Raw genomic sequence first — 16,331 nt, 5'->3', positions numbered from 1 at the left:
TCAGGCCGCGCTGCCGGATTTCGCCTGGGCATGAAGGTGCTGGAGTGAGGGGGTGCCGGATTCGAGCGCATTGAGCAGGCTTTCCACCTGAGCCATGTGATTGCACAGGCCCTTTCCTCTGATCTTGCCGTGCTCGTCGAGAATCACGCCGTACGGAGTGGTGCCCACCTGGTATGCGATACCGACGTCTCGAGCGTCGATGTAACTGAGCTCGGAACCGATCCCGCTGCCGGCCAGGAACTCGCGATGCTCTTCGGGTGTTCCGTCGGAGATGATGATCACGTCGAGATCCGATTCGGCTCGGGCCATTGCCCTTACGCCGGGAAGAAGGCTCTTGCACGTCGAGCAACTCGGTGCTGTGAACAGCAGGAGTTGCGGTTTGTCGCGGTGACCACCGACTCCGACGGTCCGTCCTTCCTGATCGATGAGACCGGCAAACGACGGGCCGGCCTGTTCGACCTTGGGCCCGGTATCCATCATCCGGGCACCGAGAGGTCCGAGACGTACTTGTACGCGGCCGATTTCACGAGCCAGAGCAAGAACCATCAAGAACAGTACGGCTACGGCGATCACCAGGATCACTGTCGCGACAAGGAGGAAATTGGTCATCGGGGTGGTCCTGCCTTCGAGTTTTCAGTGGTGGGGATGTAAGTTCACGAGCCGTACCGGGACGCGGTTTCGGCGGTTCGGAGGCGGATGGAGGCGCTCGACAGATAGTCGTCGACTGGGCGTCGTCCGAGGTGGACCACCGAACGAATCTGTGCGAGAGCAACTCCAGCCAGGACGAGGAGGAATCCGAAGGTCGCCGCCACGGCCTGGACGCCGATCTCAGCCTGTCCGGCGGTGACCGACAGTGCCACAGCGATCACCGCGAGTGTTCCGGCGCGAACGGCGTGGAACCATCCGATACGCGGAATCTCGCCGACTCCGAATGCAAAACATCCGCAGTCCAGATCGCGTCGCCCACGCAGGAGGTTGATCGTGAGGCTTGTGAAGAACGACGCGAACATGACGGCAGCAACCAAGGCGGCGAGGCGATGGGCCACGCCGAGAACCAGGAGGATGCCTACGACGGTTTCCGCGACGGGAAGGATGCGAGCGATCGGTACTTCGAGTCGCACCGGCAACACTTTGTATCCGCGCACCGAACGAAGGACCCCGTCGTGGTCGTTCAGCTTGGGAATGCCGGCGAGCAGGAGAACAAATCCGATGATCGCCGAAGTGGTGGCGCTGACCAAGTGCATGCTTCCTCCGTTCCTCTCGGGTAGTGCCGGTGGTGTGTGGGACACATCCTGTACGGGCGATGCTGCGAATCCGCGTCGACCGCGCTACGCCTGGACGAGGTGCAACTGAGAGAGCAGTTGTCGTGTGAGAATCGGAGAACTCGCAGGTCAAGGTGCTCCCGGAGGGGCCGGATACCGTCGGCCGCCCTTGATCCGGCATGACGCTGGGTGGGAAACAGAGTCGGATTCTCACTTGAAAGTTCTGTGCGCGCCATCGTGGAAACTGCGCGGAAACATAAGCGGACTAACTTGACCGAATTCTGACAATTCGCTCGTAGGTTCGGGCCTGGACGCGACGGACGGTGACTCATGGCCGTGAGTGCGGCACTGCGTGCGGCGATCACGCGAGCGCAGAATGCGGATCAACACAGTGAGCCCGTGTTCTCCCCGCTCCGTGGTCTCGGACGAGGACGTTTGACCCCGATCGACCTGTTGGGGCAATCACTTTCCACGATCGCTCCGGCAACGGGAATGGTGTTCATCGCCCTGTGGATGATCACCTACAGTCCCGGCTACGTCGGGTTGGCTGCGATTGCTGCGACAACTTCGGCGGTGTTTCTCGTTGCGTTCTGCATCACTCAGTTCACGCGGAGACTGGCCGCAGCAGGATCGTTGTACAGCTTCGTCTTCCAAGGCTCCGGTATCCGGGCGACACTGACGGCGGGCGCCGCACTGGTACTCGGGTATCTCGGAATCTCGGTTTCGGTTTTCTCGCAGGCGGTTCCGAGTCTGCTCGATACCATCGCCATTGTCGGCCCCGACGTGCGAGGGCCTGCCGCGACGGTGATCACGACGGTGGCGATTGCCCTGGCCGTCGCGTGGATTGCAGTGCGAGGCGTCCGGTTCGCCACCCGAGCGATCCTGGTCGTCGAAGCGTGCTCGTTGATTCTCATCGTCGTGGTCATGCTGGCGACGCACAGTGACACGACAACTGCTGTTGCCCTGCCGAATCCGTCGCTGAGTGCAGTTCCGTTTCTCGCGATGCTGACGGTGCTCAGCATGGCGGGCTTCGAAAGCTCGGCCTTCTTCGGCCCGGAAGCGAAACGACCACTCATCAGCGTCACACGCACGGTTCTCATTTCGCCGATCATCTGCGGGGTCCTCTTCGTTTTTGCGGCCTGGGCGGCGATGACTGGTCACGGCGCAACGATCGTCGGAGCGTACTTCGAAGGAACGGCATCCGGAGCCAGCGCGGAAGTGGTTCTGGCAGTCAAGATCGGAATGACGTGTTCCTGGTTCGCATCCACTCTCGGTTGTGCGCAGGCGGGTTCGCGGTTGTTGTACTCGATGGGGATCGAACGGGTACTGCCTGCGCCGCTCGCTCGCGTACACAGACGGTTCCGCACCCCGTACGTTGCGGTACTTGCGTTCGTCGCGGTAAGTGCGGCGGGCGTATTCATCTATTCGGATACGGTTCGCGACGATTCGGGATCCTTCGACGGCGTGGTGGAGACCGCGTTGGTCTGCGCTTACACGCTGGTGGCCTTTGCTTCGTGGAAGTTCTTGCGCCGAATCGGGGAACATACTTCGCTGACCCGGATATGCACTGTGTCCGTGAGCGTCGCCGGTGCCGGTCTATTGGTCTACATCGTTCTCGACGGTGCGGTTCACGGGATGTGGGCACTGCCGATCGCTGCTCTTGCTGTTGCTGTGTCGGGGACAGTGTGGAGTTCATTGCTTCGAAGAGCCAGACCGGAAAGCCTTCTGATGGTCGGCGCTTTCGACAGCGTCGAGACGGCGGACCTGTTGCCCGGTGCGGGCACTCTGCTGATCGACGGTGACGGGCGAAGGCGACTCGTTCCGGATCGTGGGACCGCCGAGGGTGACTCGCCGGAGCATGGGCGGTGACCGCGGACCGTGCAACCGCTGGTCCACGATCAGGCAAACAGATCGGCGACGAGACCCACTTCAGTGGACAACAACCGCGTGCGGTCCAGAAGGCGCTGGGGATGCTCGAGGCGGTGGCTCATCTGGGACCGGGAACAACCGCGAAGGAGATCGCCACTTTTGCAGGCGTTCCATCGGCCACGGCGTACCGGATGCTGAATCTGCTGGTGGCGGAGGGCTTTCTCGTGCGGGTGCCGGACCTGTCAGGGTTCGCGTTGGGGCGTCGGACTGCCGAGCTCTCGCATGCGGCGTCGTCGAGTGGTCCGGCGCCGACGCTGCACGAGCGCGTCGAGGACATGCGGACACACACGAGGTTCGGATTGCACGTCGCCTCATTCGCTGGTGGGCGCTTGAGGTTCGTCGACAAGGATCCGGATCACGAGATCATCGGAATAGCGGCACTGGCCAAGAACCTTCACGCGAATGCGCTGGGGAAGGTTCTGTTGGCGCACGACGAGCGGCTGCTTTCGGGTTTGGAACTTCGCCGGGTCACGGAGTTCACCCTCGGTGATTTCGATGCGTTGTATGAGCAGTTGAGGTCTGTTCGCCTGCAGGGTTTTGCATTCGAGAACCAGGAATGTCGCCTGGGTCGATCCGCGGTCGCAGTACCGGTTCGAGATCACGCAGACCAGGTGGCCGGCGGGTTGTGTGTTCAGGGAGCGAGCGGGCGAGTGACGGACGAGGATCGAGAGTTGGTCGGTTTCCTACTCGATTGCGCGCGTCAGCTCACCGGATTGCTCTGACGTCACACGCGCAGGCTCAGGGGGAGCCCGGCGGTCATCAGGACCACGGACTCCGATTCACTGGCGATGCGGCTGTTCACCAGACCGAGTAGATCGCGGAACAGTCTCCCGGACTTCGTGTCCGGGACGACGCCGCTTCCCACTTCGTTCGTGACGGCGACAATCGGAACCGGACAGGCGGTCCAGGCGTCGGCCAACCGGTCGATATCTGCGTGGATGTCGCTGAGATCTTCTGTCGCCCACGCCTGATGTCGGTCCAGACGTGCGGTCAACCACGTGCCTAGGCAATCGAGCAGGATCGGTGTTGTTGCGGCCGCGAGAATCTCGGTCACTTCGGAGGTCTCTACCGTCGTCCACGTCGACGGCCTCCGCGCGCGATGCGACGCAATTCGTTCGATCCAGTCGGGATCGTCGTCCAGCGGATCCCCGGTGGCGATGTACGTGACGTTCCGGTAGCCGGCAAGCAGGCCCTCCGCGTAAGTGGACTTGCCCGAGCGGGCGCCACCGGTGACCAGAGTTCGATGGCTCTGTCCTACCCCGATCTCGAGCACAGCTCCATCCGGAACCGCTCGCGCCCCTGACACACGAAGTGCTTCCGAGAGTTCGTTTTCGACCGGGTTGTGGTGTCCGAGGTGTACGGCGACCACATCGGTTCGATCGGTGATCGCGTCGCAGTTGCGGAGCCGCAACACCGTCTCCGCGAAACTCGACAGATCGTGGTGCCCGGTGCCGTGGTCGGTCTTGTAGCCGAAGGTCTCTTCGAGAAAGACGGCGTCGAAACGCGCGTCGGCAAGGGCGTCGACAGTTGATTCGGGCAAAGGCCCGGTGTCGGTGGCCCAGAAGATTCGGGTTCCGGATGCGTCGGTCATGTCGTAGAGAAGGGTGGGTACTTCGTGCGCGGCTTCGAGTGCGCGAACACGATAGGTGCCCAACATGATCGACTGGCCGGTCTCGAGCGGTGTGAAGGTCACCGGGTCATCCGGGCCTACCCAGTCTCGGCAGAGATCGAGCGCGTCGGGTGGTCCGAGAACCTGTAGTGGTTCGGTGCGCGAGGCCCAGGACCGGAACAGCAATGCCATCGGGCCGAGGTGATCGGGATGAGAATGCGTCAACAGGATGTGTTCGACGTGTGCCAGCGTGCGACCGAATCGCGACGCGGCACGCGGTACTTCGGGTCCACAGTCCAACAGGATTCTGTTGTCCACCAGGGCGGCAGTGTGCCCGCGGATGGTTTCACTCGACAGGGCGGCCAGGCAGGAAGGGCAAGTACAGAACGGGTTCGGCCAACCGTCGGCGGCACCGGTGCCGAGCATCACCAATTCCATCAGCGGGTGCCTTCCTGCCGAATCGGAACAACTATGGGACCGCTGGGCCGGTCCAGGATTTCGACCCGAGCGCCGTACACGCGGCCGAGGATGTCTGCCTTCAGCACCGATGAGGGAGTGCCGTCGGCAACCACGCTGCCCTTGTCCAGCAACACGATTCGTCGACCGTACTGACCCGCGAGAGTGAGGTCGTGCATCGCGGCGATGACCGTGATGTTGTCGGCTTCACGCAGTTCCTCCACCAAGTCGAGAACCTGCTGTTGGTGACCGATGTCGAGCGCGCTGGTGGGTTCGTCCAGGAGCAGTACCTGCGGTTCTTGAGCCAATGCCCGAGCCAGGACCACGCGCTGCAATTCGCCACCGGAAAGTTCGGTGGCTCGTCGATCTGCGAACTCGGTGAGGTCGAGCCTCTCGATCACCGAAGAGATCACCGAACGGTCAGTAGCGGTTTCGGTTCCGAAGCGTCGTAGATAGGGAGTGCGGCCGAGCGCAACCAGTTCCTTGACCGTTGAGCCCTCGGGTACTACCGGACGCTGTGGCATCAACGCGACGACGGCGGACATAGCCTTGCGGCTGGAATTGCGAGGACTCAGTCCCCCGACCGAGAGCTCACCGGTGGACGGAATCAATCCAGCGAGGGCATGCATCAAGGTTGTCTTGCCGGCGCCGTTCGGCCCGACCACGGCAACCCAATCGCCTGGTGTCACATCGAGATCGATGCCGTCGACGACGTCCTTGCCGCCGAGGTTGACTCGGAGGTCGCGGCACCACACTGCGCTGTCGGTCATGCCGAGACCCGGCTGCGGCGCAGAACCAGAAGGAAGAACGGAGCGCCGATCATCGCGGTTACAACCCCGATGGGGAGTTCGGCCGGTGCCATGACCGTGCGGGCGGCAACGTCGGTGAGGACGAGAAACGCCGCACCCAGCATGAGTGACAGGGGGAGAAGCAGTCGATGCGACGGGCCGACGACCAGTCGAACCGCATGGGGAACAACGATTCCGACAAAGCCGATCAGTCCACTTGCACTCACGACCGCCGCCGTTCCCAGAGTTGCGGCGAGCACCAGCACCAGGCGTGATCTGGCCGGGTCGACGCCGAGGCTGGCGGCTTCGACGTCACCTACCGCCATCACGTCGAGTACGCGCCGGTGTACCAGGATGACGGCAGATGCCAGCGCAACGTACGGCAGGACAACCAGAACTTCCGACCAACCGTCGGTGGACAGTCCGCCGAGTAGCCAGGAATAGACCTCGCGCAGTGAATCGTCGAACCGCTGCTGAACAAAAGTCTGTGCTGCATTCGTGAACGCCGCGACTGCGACACCGGCGAGGATGATGACTACCGCGTTCTGCGGCCCGCCAATGCTTCGGCCGAGCGAATAAGTTGCGAACACTGCCAGCACACCACCGACGAAGGCGGCCATGGGAATTCCGAACATGCCCAGCGCTCCACCCGAAACGATGGCGAGGGTTGCGCCCAGTCCGGCTCCGCTGGAAACTCCGAGGAGATACGGATCCGCCAAGGGATTTCGGAACACGCCCTGGTAGGCGGCACCGGCAACGGCCAACATTGCTCCGACCAACGCGCCCAGGACTACTCGCGGAAGCCGGATCTGCCAGAGAATCGCCTGCTGTGTCGCGGTGAGACCGGAATCGAGGTTGATGCCGGGTATTCCGTCCAGAAGTTCGAGAATGGTCCGATCAGGCGTCAAACCGGCCGGCCCCACCAGGACACCGATCAGCAAGGCAGCGCACAGAATCAGCGCGGCGCCGAGCAGAACGGCCGTCCGATGATGGGAGATACCGGCTTTGATCATCGAGTGCTCAGGCCGCGGGAACTTGGGCAACGATGGCCGCGACGGCCTTCACCTGATCGGCGACACGAGGTCCCCAGCGGCTGGAGAGGTCTTCGTCGAGCACATGGATCTGGTTGCCGGTAACCGCTTTCATGCCGCTCCACCCGGGCCGAGCGGTGACGGATTCTGCTGTCACTCCACAGCATTGGGAGTCTGCGAGAAAGATGAGATCGGGATTGGCCTGTACCACGAATTCGGCGGACAACTGCGGATAGTCACCCTGCCCCGCGGCGTCGGCGATGCTCTTCATTCCGAACAGCGAGTAGATCTGCCCGACGAAGCTCGAACTCGTGACGGTGTAGAGCGAGGAGTCGAGTTCGTGGAAGTACGTCAGCGGCTGTTGGCGCGCAGGAACACTGGCGACAGCGGCGTCGATGTCCGAGCGCATGGTGTCGACAACTTCGGTGCCCTTGTCCTCGTGGCCGGTGGCCTTCGCGACGCGCTCGATCTGGGCGTAGACGTCGTCGATGCTTGTGGCTGCGGGTAGTAGGAGGGTCGGCACCTTCGCCTTTTGCAGCCCGGAGACAAGATCGTTCATGTCATCCGATGCGATCACCAGATCCGGTGCGTAGCCGAGGATGGCTTCGACGTTCGGTTGAAAGCCCGAGAGATCGGTGACCGGGATACCGGCCGGGTAGTCGGACTGATTGTCGACGGCCTTCACCTGATCGCCCGCGCCGACGGCCCACAGGGTCTCGGTGGCGCTGGGACTGAGTGACACGATCGACTGCGGACGTGACTCGATGGTGATGTCCGTGCCGGAATCCGTGGGACCGGAAACAACAGTCACCGGGAACGAGCCGTCCGAGGCCGCTGTGGTTGCGGGTGCATCGGACGTCGAGCTACTGCACGCACCGGCAAGCAGTGCGGTGCTCACCGTCAGTGCTGCAAGTACAGATCTGAATCTACGTGTCGGCCGAGTACTCACAGCCACCCCTCCGCTAGTGGTGAAGGGTCGCGAGCAGCGCGGCCGCGAGGCGAAGCGCCACGAGCGGTCCTTCGTCCGAGAACCATCGTGTCGCCACGAGGCCGGTGACCTGACTCGTTCGCCTCGAGTAGTGACGGGCGAATTCACAGTTGCGTCGACAGTGCCGGGGTTTCACCGAACTTCACACGAGCAGCGTGGCACCCCGGTGAACCGGGGCATCTGCACTTTACAGGGGTCGTCTGGCTTGACCCGGGAGGTCAAGGCAGGGTAAATATCTATTCCACTAATGAACTAGTGAAAGGGTTCGGATGATCGACTTCCGTATCGACCGCCGATCCGGCATTCCCACTTACGTGCAATTGGTCCTTCAGGTGAAGCAGGCGCTCAGGCTCGGTGATCTCCAAGTCGGGGATCGGCTGCCCACAGCCAAGGACGTCGTGGGGGCGCTCGCGATCAACCCGAACACAGTCCTGAAGGCCTACAAGGAACTCGAGCGCGACGGACTTGTTGCTCCGCGGCCCGGATTGGGCACGTTCGTCGTCAAGTCCCTGGCCAAGCCCGGTATGGCGGAAAGCTCTGCGCTACGGCGCGAGTTGGCCCGCTGGGTGGCAGATGCCGTGGCCGCCGGACTCGAGCGCACGGACATCGAAGCGTTGGTGAGTTTGGAGCTCGAGAAGACGTTCATCGAATCGGATCCGTCCGGAAAGCAGGGGGAGACATCATGACTGCGCAAGAATTGGCACTGACGATGCAGGACGTGGACAAGCGCTTCGGCAAGAAGAAGGTGCTCGACGCCTGCACATTCGAGGTCGCGACAGGAAGCATCACTGCCCTGGTCGGGGTGAACGGAGCGGGCAAGTCCACACTGATGTCCTTGGCGGTCGGGTTGACGATGCCTGACCATGGTTCGATCTCCGTCCTGGGCAGCACGCCGGATCAGGACGGCATCTGCCCAGGCCTGTCGTACCTCGCTCAGCACAAGCCCCTGTACCCCAAATTCACTGTTGCAGAACTTCTTCGATTCGGCGCATACACCAACGACGAGTGGGATGCGAAGTACGCTCTGGATCTGGTGGAGCGCGCTGGGATTTCTCTCGATGCAAAGGCGAAGACTCTGTCACCAGGTCAACGAACTAGGGTTGCACTGGCTTTGGCGCTCGGACGCAGGCCGCAGTTGCTTCTACTCGACGAGCCTCTGGCAGATCTCGATCCCGTGGCGCGGCGGTCTGTGGCGACCACTCTGCTCGAAGACGTTGCCGAGTACGGCACCACAGTTCTGTTGTCGTCACACATCGTTTCCGAATTGGCAGACGTCTCGGATCGACTTCTTCTGCTGGGCGGCGGAAACGCGAGATTGTCCGGTCCGTTGGATGAATTGATCTCTGCCCATTACGTATTGATCGGGGACGGCGACCCCTCGGACGTGGTCGGCGCCGGTGCGGTCATTCATACCGACAAGGGGATGCGGTCGAATTCTCATGTGGTGGAGGGAATTCGTCCGAGCCCTCGGGCCGGCTGGGTGATCGACGACGCAACTCTCGACGACGTGGTGCTCGGGCACCTGAGCGCAGAAACGATGGTGGCGGCATGATCTGGGTTACGTGGCGGCACCACCGGACATCGCTCGTTGTGTCGTTGGGATTCCTCGCGGCATTAGCAGTCATTGTCTTGTCGAGTGGTGCGATCATCAAGAGCGGCGGACAAGCCCAACTCTTCGGATCGCCTCTCAGTTGCTTCGATGACATCACCGCTATCTGCACGGCAGAGACTGCTCTCACACTGACGACAGTGGTTGCTACTGCTCTGCCGGTGTTCCTCGGCGTGTTGATCGGTGTCACCGTGTTTTCGCGGGATGTCGAACAAGGAACACACGTATTGGGGCTTACTCAATCGGTCAGTCGGACTCGTTGGTTCTGGACCCGGGTGTTAATCGTCTTCCTGCCGATTTCTGTGGCTTCGTCATTGCTCGGATTTGCACTGCAATGGGCTCGATCTCTCCCGGACAACTCCCGGTATGCATTTGTTGCCGGGCGTTCGACTTTCGTCGAGATATCGAACCTGTCGTATCCGCTCTTTCAATCCAGCGGACTGGTCTTGGGTGCATACACATTCATGGCACTCATGCTCGGAGCAGCACTGGCTTTGCTGGTGCGTAGTTCGATCGGCGCAATGGCGATCACGATGGTCGGTGTTGTTGCGATCCTGGCAGCATTTCAGTTGGTTGCACGACCCGATTACGCCGAGCCGAGTGTCCGAACGTCACCCGTCGCCGGATTCAGTTCCTACTATTCGAGCGATACCAGTATCCCCGCGGTCAATTGGGAACTCGCGCAGGGATATGTCGACCTCCGAGGTAACTGGGTCGACGTCAAATACGACGAGTGCACGTGGGGTGGATCAGGCGATGAGGACCCGTACGACCAGCGCCCGGAGGAGACCGGCGCCGAGTACAACCTCCGCATGGATGTGCTCTCAGCGCAGCAGAACAGAGAGATGGAGATCTGTTTGCGGGAACACGGCGTCGACCACTACGAAGTTCGCTACCACTCGGATGATCGGTTCTGGCGTTTCCAGTTCACGGAAGCTGCACTCGTCCTGATCCTTTCAGGCCTGTTCCTCCTGCCGGCGCTCTGGGGTCTACGACGCCTCAAGCCGTGACTCAGCGGGCGACCGGCGCGACCGTCAGCTGGTTGATGTTCGCGCCGGTCATCGAGCAACCCTTGGTGGGGTAGGCGAGGAAGACCGAGTCGTAGCTGTTGGGTGGGTAAACCCTCAGTCCCGCAACGTCGGTCACGCCGCACTGATCTGCCGGGTAGTTCTCGACGTTCGTAGCTCGCACCAAAGACGTTGCGGCAGAGCCAGGGGCAAGGGAGACGAGTGAACCGGATCCGGAGCGGCCGGCTGCAGCACCCACTTCGCTTCCGGACGCTCCCGTGACATACGAGACGCCGGGGAAACCGTCGAGCGTGCACGTGCGGCCGCCCGTGTTGGTGAAGACCACCGGAAGCTCCACAGAACCGGCGGCGCCACTCGACTCGCCGAGGGTGACGTTCAGTTCCCCGATCGCGCAGCCTTCGGGATTGGGTGCCGTCGAGGTTGTGGTTTGGGTGTGATCGGTATGGGTCGTCGAAGGTGAAGCGGTGCCGGTCTGGGTCGTCGGCGCAGAGGCGGTCGTCGTTGAGGCGGGTGCCGGTGAACTCTCGGCCGTTCCCGTTTCATCCGAGCCGCAACCGCTGAGAAGGGCGAGAGCAGCAAGTGGAGCCGCCAACAAGCCGACGTTGCGCATGCGGTTCGAATTCATCGCTCTGTACTCCTCAGGCTGGTCGACAACTGTTTCCGAACATCCGTGTCCGGTATATCCGAGTTTGAAGCCGGATGTGCAGAAACGAATCAGGCTCGCCGGTGATCAGGACCTACTTCCCGGATGGATTGCCGTTGCGGATCTAGCATGAGAAATGACCTGTCCGGATCGCGACCACCGGGAGTAGCGCATGTTCACCTTCACCAGCGACGACGGAGTGGTCATTCATGTCCACGAATGGCCCACCGAGCAGGAACCTCGAGGGGTTGTTCAACTCGCGCACGGTATGGGTGAGCACGCAAAACGCTACGCACACGTTGCCGAAGCCCTGAATGCTCGCGGTTTCCACGTCTACGCGGCGGACCACCGCGGCCACGGTGAGAGCATGCACGCCGGCCCAGGCAACATCGGCGACGACGGCTGGAACCGCTTGGTTGCAGACATGGTGACCCTCACGGGCATCATCCGCGACAAACACCCCGGCCTGCCCGTCGTACTGCTCAGCCACAGCCTCGGTTCGTTCGCTTCGCAGCAGTACATCCTCGATCATTCGCACCTGATCGACGCCGTCGCACTGTCGGGGACCACCGCGGTCGATCAACTGATCGAGAGCCTCGTCAACGACGGCCCGGACGTCCTCGCCCAGTTCAATGCGGAATTCGAACCGGCCCGTACTCCGCACGACTGGCTCAGCCGTGACGAAGCGCAGGTGGATTTGTACATCAACGATCCGCTGTGCGGTTTCAGCCTGGACGACGCCGGCATGGGTGGACTTATCGCAGCGGGACCGAGGTTCGTCGACGTCGAGGGCGTGCGACAAGACCTTCCGATCCTGGTCTTCGTCGGCACCTCGGATCCTCTCAACGCCGCACTGAGCCGTACCGACGTCGCAGTCGAACGGTACAACTCGGCGGGGATCGAAGACGTCACCTACTACACCTATCCGGGTGCCAGACACGAGATCTTCAACGAGACCAACCGCGACGACGTCATCAACGATCTGACGACGTGGATGGACCGCGTACTCGAAGCGTGACCGCCTCACCGGAAAGGGGAACACGATGTCCACAGTTCCGGCCGCACGACCCGATCCAGACCCGCGAGATGTCAAGCGCTGGAGACGATACCTCGCCGACGAACAAGCCGAGGCCGCCGTCTACCGAGACCTCGCGAGTAGGCGCAGCGGCGAGGAGCGCGAAATCCTTCTCGCACTGGCCGACGCGGAGGGGCGACACGAGGCGCACTGGCGAGCGCTACTCGGCGATCACGTCGGCAAACCACTTCGCGGCGATATCCGCACTCGGATACTGGGCTTTCTGGCCAGGCGCTTCGGCTCCGTCTTCGTGCTCGCTCTTGCGCAGCGCGCGGAGACGCGATCCCCGTATCCCAACGACGCCGACGCGACTGCATCGATGGGCGCGGACGAGAAGATCCACGAAGAAGTGGTGCGGGCCTTGGCCACTCGGGGTCGGAACAGACTTTCGGGGACGTTTCGTGCCGCCGTCTTCGGAGCCAACGACGGCCTCGTCAGCAATCTCGCTCTTGTACTCGGCATCAGCGGTAGCGGCGTCTCCAACCAGATCGTTCTGATCACCGGCATGGCCGGGCTTCTGGCCGGCGCCCTGTCGATGGGTGCCGGCGAGTACGTTTCAGTCCGCTCTCAGCGAGAGTTGTTGGAAGCGTCCAATCCTGGTCCCGCGGCCAGCGAAGCTGTCGGCCTGCTCGACGTCGACGCGAACGAATTGGCCCTGGTCTACCGGGCCCGCGGTATGTCCGCCGAGGAAGCGGACCAGCGCGCCGCCGAGGTCCTCGCGAACAGCACCTTCGGCGCCGCGGACGTTGTCGACGACCATGAAGCCGTCGGAACCGGGTTGGGCGCAGCGGCGGCAAGTTTCTGCTTCTTCGCCTCGGGCGCAATCATTCCGGTGCTGCCGTATCTGTTCGGCCTGGAAGGCATGACGGCTCTGATCGTCGCATCTGTTCTCGTGGGGATCGCGTTGCTGACGACGGGCGTTGTGGTCGGGTTGCTCTCGGGCGGGCCTCCGTTCAAGAGGGCTCTACGCCAACTTGCGATCGGCTACGGCGCTGCCGGCGCGACGTATCTGCTCGGCATGTTGTTCGGGACTTCGCTCTGAGCGTCTGCTTACGCGCGTAGGGCGCGACGGAATCCCCTTCCCGTGAGCACAGTCACGGAGTAAATTGTCATATCCCGCGGTCGGTCCTCTCGAAGTTTATCGATATCAGTACTCAGTTCGGCCTTCCTTCAACCAGTCCTTCCAGTTTTGCTTTTCGGTGGTGTTCTGTCCTGAACGCCCGTGAACTGGACCTACTAACTTGCATTGCCAGCATTGATACGTCAGTTCGGTGGACGGTACGTTCTGTTGCGCATTGCACTGCACACATATCGCGACATTCGTTCCAAGTGGAGCAGGCGGGAGGCCGGGGCTCACTAGGGCTGCTGCAAGTATTCCCAACGGACCGAAGCAAAATCCCAACAAGAAAAACCCGAGTTGGCTTCGATTCTTTTTTGCTGCGATCACTCCGGCAATAATTCCGAAAATTAGCCAGATCATTCCCGCGACGAAGAGGATTCCGGCCGTATCGTTGCTCATCTGTACTCCTCGTAGGTCTTCAATAATCTATTTCGACTATCAAGAATTGGCCGCTCACAAACAAACTCAAGTAGCGAAGCGCTACCGGCAAGGTTGTCGTATAGGGGCAAACCCAGTGAAATCCTAAGAATATAAATGCACTTAAATGCTTCCTGTCTGTCCTCCGAACGGCGGACAAAGAAACACACGTTAGTCAGAGCGATTTGTCCTAGTGCCGTGCTGGAATGTGCCTGATCTGCGCAAGGTATTGCCTACCCGATGCGCGAAATCCACGTGGCATTGCGGATCAAATTTGTGGATGGCTGTTTCGACCATCGCGAACAGCACCTTAGGAGCCGCGGATGTTTGTCGACGACCAGTAAGGGGTCGGAACCGGATGGGTGCAGCGTGGGGATCGCGTTGCTGACGACGGGCGTTGTGGTCGGGTTGCTCTCGGGCGGGCCTCCGTTCAAGAGGGCTCTACGCCAACTTGCGATCGGCTACGGCGCTGCCGGCGCGACGTATCTGCTCGGCATGTTGTTCGGGACTTCGCTCTGAGCGTCGGCTTACGCGCGTAGGGCGGGATCGCGGTGAGCCGGATCGATCCGAACCGGAATCTGGCACACCACGGCCTCGGTGTGTTTGCGCAGTGCATGAGCGATCTCATCGGTCCGTTGGCTCGGGAGGAACCGGTGCCATCTGGTCGCCGGGTCGATGGTGGCGACGACAACAAAGGTCTCTCGGTGGGGGAAGTGTGTGCGGATGTATCGGGCGAGGGTGTTCCCCACGGAATTCTCGGTGTCCTCGATGACGATCAAACGCGAATTCGGATGTCGGGCTTGCCATCGGCGTGTGAAGTCCGTCGTCGATTCGTGGGCCAGGCAGACTCGAATTGCGATGGGCTGTGACGACATCGCCGTTGCCGCGGCCATCGCGCGGGTGGAGAGCGACGTAATTTCGGACACCGGTACTAGGACCGCTGGTTTGTATCCGATGGACAGAGAATCGTTCTCACCCTGAACGGTTAACCGCGTACCGATATGTGTGTACGCACCGCGGATGCGTTCCATGCCGAGGACGAGCGCAGGGAGCGCGAGAGCGATCAGCCAGGCGCCCTCGGTGAACTTCATGGCGGTAGTCACCACTGCTGCGATCGAAGTCAACGCAGCCCCGAAACCGTTGAGCGCCAATCGCCACTTCCAGCCCGGTGTCCGTTCGGCGAGCCAGTGGCGCACCATGCCGAACTGCGCGAGCGTGAATCCGATGAACACACCGATGGCGAACAGCGGCACCAAGGTGTTCATGTTTCCGCCGGATCCGATGAGCAGGAGAGCACCGACGCAACCGAGCGACAAGACGCCGTACGTGAAGACGTCGCGCGTCGACTTTCGGCTGAAGCGGTGTGGGAGCACGTTGTCGTCGGCGAGGATTCGCATCAGATTGGGGAGTCCGCCGTACGAGGTATTCGCGGCCAACGCCAACAGAATCACAGTGGAGAATTGGACGACGTAGTAGCCCACACCATTTCCGAGGGCAGCGGAAGTGAGTTGCGACAGGACCGTTGTTCCAGGGACTGGGGCCAGTGAGAACTTCTCGATCAACACGGCAAGGCCGATCAACATGGTGCCCAAAAGGATTCCCAGAGCTACTTCGGCGCGCTGAGCGCTACGCACGCGAGGCTTCTTGAAACTGGGTACGGCATTGGCGATGGCTTCGACACCGGTCAATGCGGCGCAACCACTCGAAAATGCCTTGAGCAGAAGGAGAATGCCGATCGTGTGTGCATTGTCGACGATAAAGGGAGCCGTTGCGGCGGCAGGGTTTTCCCGAAGCAGTCCGGCACCGATCACCGTGAAGATGCTTACGACAAAGATCACGGTGGGCAACATGAATACCCGCGCGGAATCTGCGATACCCCGCAGATTCAGTGCCGTGATGCCGCTGAGTATCGCCAGTGCGATCCAGACCGTGTGGGGGAGAAGTGCGGGGAAGGCGGAGGTCAGAGCCGCGACACCGGCTGCGATCGATACCGCGACGTTGAGGGTGTAGTCGACGATCAACGACGCGGCGGCGGTCAAACTTGCCCGCGGGCTCAGATGCTTCTTTGCGACGGCGTAGGCGCCACCGCCTTCGGGAAATGCGGCGATCACTTGGCGGTACGACGCCACCAGGACCACAAGCAGCACTGCGATGGCGATTGTCACCGGCACGGTGAACCCGATCCCTGCGCCGCCGGCGAGGGCCAACACCAACACGATGGCTTCTGGCCCGTACGACACCGAGGCCATCGCGTCGAGCGAAAGCCCTGCCAGTCCGGTTGCGACGGAGAGCTTCTGATTCTCTGGCCCACGGGCCGGGCGGGTCGTCGACGATATGACTCCACGGTGTCCGAGTATCACTGCATGTCTCACCGAG

At 61.7% G+C, this 16,331-nt stretch carries 17 protein-coding genes; 8 read left to right on the top strand and 9 right to left on the bottom strand.

Annotated elements, in window-relative coordinates:
* Together ATN38_RS08995 and ATN38_RS08990 are read right to left on the bottom strand one after the other, a co-directional pair.
* Nucleotides 1-609: a redoxin domain-containing protein gene (locus ATN38_RS08995; RefSeq protein WP_047271944.1), complete on the bottom strand. Its 609-nt coding sequence runs from the start codon at nucleotides 607-609 to the stop codon at nucleotides 1-3.
* Between the two features lie 44 nt (nucleotides 610-653).
* Nucleotides 654-1,244 (bottom strand): MauE/DoxX family redox-associated membrane protein, encoded by a 591-nt coding sequence (locus tag ATN38_RS08990; RefSeq protein WP_218747824.1) that lies wholly within the window; start codon nucleotides 1,242-1,244, stop codon nucleotides 654-656.
* Nucleotides 1,245-1,592: 348 nt separating this feature from the next.
* Here ATN38_RS08990 and ATN38_RS08985 point away from each other — a divergent pair, with 348 nt between their 5' ends.
* A complete protein-coding gene (locus tag ATN38_RS08985) occupies nucleotides 1,593-3,131 on the top strand; it encodes an APC family permease (protein ID WP_047271947.1) in 1,539 nt (512 codons plus the stop codon).
* Nucleotides 3,128-3,913, top strand: coding sequence for an IclR family transcriptional regulator (locus ATN38_RS08980; protein ID WP_020909339.1), 786 nt, complete (start codon nucleotides 3,128-3,130; stop codon nucleotides 3,911-3,913). The genes ATN38_RS08985 and ATN38_RS08980 overlap by 4 nt, the downstream gene beginning before the upstream one ends.
* A 2-nt stretch (nucleotides 3,914-3,915) precedes the next feature.
* Here ATN38_RS08980 and cobU read toward each other — a convergent pair whose 3' ends face one another.
* Genes cobU through ATN38_RS08960 form a run of 4 tightly spaced genes read right to left on the bottom strand, consistent with a single transcriptional unit; the run spans nucleotide 3,916 to nucleotide 8,024 of the window.
* Nucleotides 3,916-5,238, bottom strand: a complete 1,323-nt coding sequence (gene cobU / locus ATN38_RS08975; RefSeq protein ID WP_218747823.1) for a bifunctional adenosylcobinamide kinase/adenosylcobinamide-phosphate guanylyltransferase — start codon at nucleotides 5,236-5,238, stop codon at nucleotides 3,916-3,918.
* Complete coding sequence (locus ATN38_RS08970) at nucleotides 5,238-6,026, bottom strand: ABC transporter ATP-binding protein (protein WP_218747821.1); 789 nt, start codon at nucleotides 6,024-6,026, stop codon at nucleotides 5,238-5,240. The genes cobU and ATN38_RS08970 overlap by 1 nt, the downstream gene beginning before the upstream one ends.
* A complete protein-coding gene (locus ATN38_RS08965) occupies nucleotides 6,023-7,057 on the bottom strand; it encodes an iron ABC transporter permease (protein ID WP_141488301.1) in 1,035 nt (344 codons plus the stop codon). Before ATN38_RS08965 ends, ATN38_RS08970 begins: the two co-directional genes overlap by 4 nt.
* Before the next feature lie 7 nt (nucleotides 7,058-7,064).
* Nucleotides 7,065-8,024: an ABC transporter substrate-binding protein gene (locus tag ATN38_RS08960; protein WP_209910068.1), complete on the bottom strand. Its 960-nt coding sequence runs from the start codon at nucleotides 8,022-8,024 to the stop codon at nucleotides 7,065-7,067.
* Between the two features lie 308 nt (nucleotides 8,025-8,332).
* Here ATN38_RS08960 and ATN38_RS08955 point away from each other — a divergent pair, with 308 nt between their 5' ends.
* From ATN38_RS08955 to ATN38_RS08945, 3 genes are read left to right on the top strand one after another with little or no spacing between them, the layout of a single operon-like run.
* The gene (locus tag ATN38_RS08955) at nucleotides 8,333-8,749 is read left to right on the top strand and encodes a GntR family transcriptional regulator (RefSeq protein WP_007729675.1); all 417 of its coding nucleotides are present in this window, start codon (nucleotides 8,333-8,335) and stop codon (nucleotides 8,747-8,749) included.
* Complete coding sequence (locus ATN38_RS08950) at nucleotides 8,746-9,615, top strand: ABC transporter ATP-binding protein (protein WP_209910065.1); 870 nt, start codon at nucleotides 8,746-8,748, stop codon at nucleotides 9,613-9,615. The genes ATN38_RS08955 and ATN38_RS08950 overlap by 4 nt, the downstream gene beginning before the upstream one ends.
* Complete coding sequence (locus tag ATN38_RS08945) at nucleotides 9,612-10,682, top strand: ABC transporter permease (protein ID WP_228401389.1); 1,071 nt, start codon at nucleotides 9,612-9,614, stop codon at nucleotides 10,680-10,682. Before ATN38_RS08950 ends, ATN38_RS08945 begins: the two co-directional genes overlap by 4 nt.
* A gap of 1 nt (nucleotide 10,683) precedes the next feature.
* Here the strand turns inward: ATN38_RS08945 and ATN38_RS08940 are convergent, their stop codons facing one another.
* A complete protein-coding gene (locus ATN38_RS08940) occupies nucleotides 10,684-11,325 on the bottom strand; it encodes a DUF4232 domain-containing protein (protein ID WP_042447085.1) in 642 nt (213 codons plus the stop codon).
* 190 nt (nucleotides 11,326-11,515) lie between these two features.
* Here ATN38_RS08940 and ATN38_RS08935 point away from each other — a divergent pair, with 190 nt between their 5' ends.
* Together ATN38_RS08935 and ATN38_RS08930 are read left to right on the top strand one after the other, a co-directional pair.
* A complete protein-coding gene (locus ATN38_RS08935; RefSeq protein ID WP_003939910.1) occupies nucleotides 11,516-12,361 on the top strand; it encodes an alpha/beta hydrolase in 846 nt (281 codons plus the stop codon).
* A 25-nt stretch (nucleotides 12,362-12,386) separates the two neighbouring features.
* The gene (locus ATN38_RS08930) at nucleotides 12,387-13,460 is read left to right on the top strand and encodes a VIT1/CCC1 family protein (RefSeq protein WP_007729922.1); all 1,074 of its coding nucleotides are present in this window, start codon (nucleotides 12,387-12,389) and stop codon (nucleotides 13,458-13,460) included.
* Nucleotides 13,461-13,565: 105 nt separating this feature from the next.
* Here the strand turns inward: ATN38_RS08930 and ATN38_RS08925 are convergent, their stop codons facing one another.
* Nucleotides 13,566-13,937 (bottom strand): hypothetical protein, encoded by a 372-nt coding sequence (locus ATN38_RS08925; protein WP_209910062.1) that lies wholly within the window; start codon nucleotides 13,935-13,937, stop codon nucleotides 13,566-13,568.
* Between the two features lie 387 nt (nucleotides 13,938-14,324).
* On the opposite strand from ATN38_RS08925, the gene ATN38_RS33180 reads away from it, so the two are divergent.
* Nucleotides 14,325-14,474, top strand: a complete 150-nt coding sequence (locus ATN38_RS33180) for a VIT1/CCC1 transporter family protein (protein ID WP_270923125.1) — start codon at nucleotides 14,325-14,327, stop codon at nucleotides 14,472-14,474.
* Nucleotides 14,475-14,482: 8 nt separating this feature from the next.
* Here ATN38_RS33180 and ATN38_RS08915 read toward each other — a convergent pair whose 3' ends face one another.
* The gene (locus ATN38_RS08915; RefSeq protein WP_209911721.1) at nucleotides 14,483-16,315 is read right to left on the bottom strand and encodes an APC family permease; all 1,833 of its coding nucleotides are present in this window, start codon (nucleotides 16,313-16,315) and stop codon (nucleotides 14,483-14,485) included.
* Between the last annotated feature and the right edge of the window lie 16 nt (nucleotides 16,316-16,331).

This window comes from Rhodococcus sp. FH8 (assembly GCF_019266085.1).
Classification (GTDB): Bacteria; Actinomycetota; Actinomycetes; order Mycobacteriales; family Mycobacteriaceae; genus Rhodococcus_F; species Rhodococcus_F qingshengii.
Note: the sequence above shows the minus strand (reverse complement) of the source record. Positions and strands in the feature narration are given on the sequence as shown.